This is a genomic window from Pseudomonas sp. 21615526 (assembly GCF_013386245.1).
Classification (GTDB): domain Bacteria; phylum Pseudomonadota; class Gammaproteobacteria; order Pseudomonadales; family Pseudomonadaceae; genus Aquipseudomonas.
On the sequence record NZ_JACAOM010000180.1, the window covers coordinates 1 to 1,714 of the forward strand.

The following is a 1,714-nucleotide window of genomic DNA, read 5'->3' on the forward strand; positions in this document are numbered from 1 at the left end:
GGCCAGTTCGCTGAGGTTGGTCTTGCCGACGCTGACCATGCCGGCGCGGCACAACAGGCCCACACTTGGCGCGTCCAGCAAGGCGGCCGGCGCATTGCGGCGATAGGCCGCGCCCGCCGTGGTAATGCTGCCGGCCACATCGAACAGATCTTTCCAGGCCAGTGGCACCCCGTCGAACACGCTCAACGGCTGGCCGGCACGCCAACGGGCGGCCGACGCTTCGGCCTCACGGCGAGCGCGCTCGGCGGTCAGGGAGATGAACACGCCGGGGGCCATGCTCGCGTGGGCAAGTGCCTGTTCCAGGACCTGCACCGGGTCGCTGCGACCGCTGGCGAAATCCTCGGCCATTGAAGTGGCATCTGACATAGGAATGACCTTTGAAAAATGTACATATTAATAAAATGTACATTTTACAAAGGCAGCTTTCGTGCCAGTCTCGTGGACAGCTCGGTTGCCACACCTGGCACTTTGGAGCAGATCCACGGGCTAGATGGGTTTCAGGCATTAAAAGAAATATCGGCTGGAGTTTAAGGCTCGCCTGGAATGAAATAATGTATCTTTTATTAATAAATACATTTTGGTGCAGAAAAGTAACATCAACCCTCTGAAGGCCCCAAAAAAGTGCCACCGACGTGGCGCAGAGTGACAGGCGCAACTATGAGAGAATCCCCGGCCACCGACCCGTTTGCTCCAGAGAGCCCGATGAAAGCAGTGTCAGCCTCGGCTTCCCGTTACGCGATGATTCACCAGGTTCTGCGCGACGCCATCACCCACGGCACCGCCCGCCATGGCCTGGTGTTGCTGGAAGCGCCGCTGGCCGAATTGTTCGGCACCAGCCGGGTGCCGGTGCGCAAGGCGCTGAACCTGTTGCATGACGAAGGACTGATCTGCCGCTTTGATGGCCGGGGTTACCTGATCAACCCCGACGGCCTGGAGATGGAGCCGCTGCGCTTGCCCCTGAGCCATGCGCACCTGGGCCTCAACGGTGAAGATGAATTGGTGGACACCCGGCCACTGGGGGAGCGCATCGTCGAGGAAATCGGCGCAGCGCTCTCGACCTGTATCGCCTTCGGGCATTATCGCCTCGATGAACAGGCCGCCGCCGAGCACTACAACGTCAGCCGCGCGGTGGTGCGTGAAGCGCTGATGCGCCTGCGGGACCGTGGCCTGGTAGAAAAGGAACCCTATTCCCAATGGCTGGCCGGGCCACTGACTGCCCGGGAAGTCACCGAAGACTACGAACTGCGCGCCTGCCTGGAGCCCGAAGCCCTGCGCCAGAGCGCGCCGAACCTCGACCGCGACCTGCTGCACGCCATGTTGCAGCGCGTGCTCGATGCGCAAAACAGCGCCCATTGCAGCCTGGAAGAGATCGAGCAGATCGAGGAAGACCTGCACCAGCACTGCCTCGCCGGCCTGCAAAATCGCAAGATCGCCGCGCTGATTCGCCAGGGGCAGAGCCCGATGATCATCAGCCGGATTTTCTACCGGCTGCTGGGCATCGGTGCCGATCCGGCGATGCTGGCCGAGCACCGGCTGATCCTTGAGCTGTTGCTGCATGGCGCCTTCGACGCCGCCGCACTGAACCTGCGCGAGCACCTGCAACGGGCCCGGCAGCGGATGTTGCAGCGCTTGAAAGTGCTGTCGGTGCTGCCTGAACAACCTTTACCGGCCTACCTGCACAAACTCAGCTGACGAAATACAATCGAAAATGTGG

Annotated in this window: 2 protein-coding genes; one reads left to right on the forward strand and one right to left on the reverse strand. The window is 61.3% G+C overall.

Annotation, left to right across the window (positions count from 1 at the left end):
* Window positions 1-366, reverse strand: a 366-nt coding sequence (locus HX786_RS30370; protein WP_256735341.1) for an amidase family protein, incomplete at its 3' end; no start/stop codon positions are given.
* Between the two features lie 336 nt (window positions 367-702).
* Between HX786_RS30370 and HX786_RS30375 the strand changes: the two genes are divergently transcribed.
* A complete protein-coding gene (locus HX786_RS30375; protein WP_177021377.1) occupies window positions 703-1,692 on the forward strand; it encodes a GntR family transcriptional regulator in 990 nt (329 codons plus the stop codon).
* Window positions 1,693-1,714 lie beyond the last annotated feature (22 nt).